Source organism: Candidatus Bathyarchaeota archaeon, assembly GCA_026014725.1.
Taxonomy (GTDB): Archaea; Thermoproteota; Bathyarchaeia; order Bathyarchaeales; family Bathycorpusculaceae; genus Bathycorpusculum.
In genome coordinates this window covers 1-2,128 of sequence record JAOZHV010000016.1, presented here as the reverse complement: position 1 = coordinate 2,128, position 2,128 = coordinate 1, and the positions used below count along the sequence as shown (strand labels likewise).

The 2,128-nt window shown below is 48.1% G+C and carries 1 protein-coding gene; it reads right to left on the bottom strand.

Features of this window, described 5'->3' with window-relative positions; genetic code table 11:
• Positions 1–255 precede the first annotated feature (255 nt).
• Positions 256–1,989, bottom strand: coding sequence for a phage/plasmid primase, P4 family (locus tag NWE95_02050; GenBank protein ID MCW4002682.1), 1,734 nt, complete (start codon positions 1,987–1,989; stop codon positions 256–258).
• Between the last annotated feature and the right edge of the window lie 139 nt (positions 1,990–2,128).

Here is a 2,128-nt window from a genome sequence, read left to right as displayed (position 1 = left end):
CGCACTCTCGACACAACCAGCGCTGAACCGTGTCTCCGTTGGCTAAGTAGCGCATGCCGTCTCGGAACAGCTTAACACTACCGCATTCAGGACACTTAACCACAGAGACAGATTCAACCATGCGCTTAAGAACGCTCCGTGTAAACCAAAAACAAGCATTTCTGAGCGAAACGTTTGCACCCAGCGCCATCACCGTCACATTTAGAGTTGCCGCGCTGGTAATTCAAACAATGCTTTAGCCGCTTACAAGTCAAGCTAACCCTCTCCATGCTCAGGCTCAGGATAACGCGGATAATCTGAAGGCGCGGTTACGCTTCCAGAATACGGTTTAAAGTCTCGGCACACGCTAGGACAATTGAACAAAGGCGTTAAACAGTTCGGGTTAGGATGCATGCAACTGGCTTTATGGAAGTGAACGCAGTCCTTAGCCGCAACCAAAGGTTGACTTGTATCACCTGTATCACTTGTAGCATGTGATATACTCTCCCTATTTTTTGACAACTCATCGGAATTTGCCTGAGGTATAACCCCATGTTGAAGTGATACATCTGATACAGGTGACACCGAACCATCATCATTCAACTTCCTCAAACCCAACCCTTTCCATGCTCTGAGACGGTTCGGTTTGCTAACTGTTGTTACGCTGATTCTTGGCGTTTCTTTTAGGCGCTGTGTAAATACCTTTTCGTTTTCTGTTTCAAGCCCGAAAACATCGCAATATTCTTTGTAAGCGTTATATGCTTCTGCTCGTGTAGTTACGAGGTTTTTGTCGAAAATTGCGATTTGATTTAAGAACGCGCTTATTGTGTCGCTGGCGCGTTCAAAGGCTATCTCTGTTTCTTCTTGGCTTTTGCTTTCCGTGAAGTAGCCTTGCGATAGCAAACGCTGTAAGCCTTGCAGCATCCAATTTAGTATGCCGCTGCGCTCTTCCGCGTTACCAAGCCAAATCTGTTCCAAGTTAGCGATAACGTTTTTTCCAGTGAACTCGTTTGGGAACTTTATGAAGAGTCGGCGCTCTTTAAATGCGGTTGTTGTGTCTCTAACTTTTGGGAACTTGTTTGCGATAACCGTGATTTTAGCCACATTTCTGAAATCTATCCTCTTGTCTTTTCCCTTACACTCAGCGCTTATTGTGTCCTGCCCAGTTGCCTTTTTGAGCAGCGCTGTTTGCAGCACTCGGTTTGTTGTGGGTTCACTGCATGGGTTGAACAGTTTGCCGTAGAGTTGCCGCATCGCGAACCTGTGGCTTCCGTCAAACTCTTCCAATGCAACGCTGGAGACGTTTTCCGCTCCGAGTATTCCTTCCATTGTGCGCTGCCAAACACCCTTACCGTTTCTGCCGCCGCCGTAAATCCACGTGAGGTTGTGGAAGCGGTAGTCGGGCAACAACAGGTAACCGCTCCACTCTTGCAGTGTTGGGATATCCTCTTGTGCCACAACTTGTTTTAGAAACTCAAGCCAGTTAGGGCATTGTGCTTCAGCGTTATACGCTACGGGCAGCGCGTAGAAAGCCATTTCCTCAAGTGTGAAAGGCGTTAATTCACCTGTTTCAACGTTTAACAAGCCGTTTTCCACCGCAATTTTTCGGCTAAACTCAATGTCGCAGTAAGTTAACGCTTTCAAAGCGTGCAGTATGTTTGTGTAGTAGCTTACACGGTTCTCTTCGCCGAGAATTACTGCTAAGATTTCTTGAAGTTTCACTTCTCCGTTTGCTGTCCAAACGCCTTTTGCTGCATCGCCGTAGTATAGCATGTCGGTCTTGCGGTCAGTTTTGAAGTTCTCGTTTTCCGATAGCCATTTGGCGACGCGTGCGGGTTTGAAGCCAACTTTGTGTTCGGGTTCATCGCAGAACTGCGCGAAGCACGGGTAGCTTTTCTGCTGTTGTGCTGCAAGTTTTTTGAGGTTTTTGCGCCACTCAACCGCTTCCGCTGAGAGCGGTTCCTGTGGCATGCCGCTGGGAACATCGCTTGTTATAGTTCGCTCAGTCATGGCTTACTGGTCTCCGTTCTCGGTAGCGCCTGAGTGCATGGCTTCGTGCTAGCGGTTGTGTAGTATCCTACGCGGCATTCTGCTTTCCAACTGTTCCAGTGTCGGCATTGACCGCACCGTGTCACCTGTTTAATCGGTT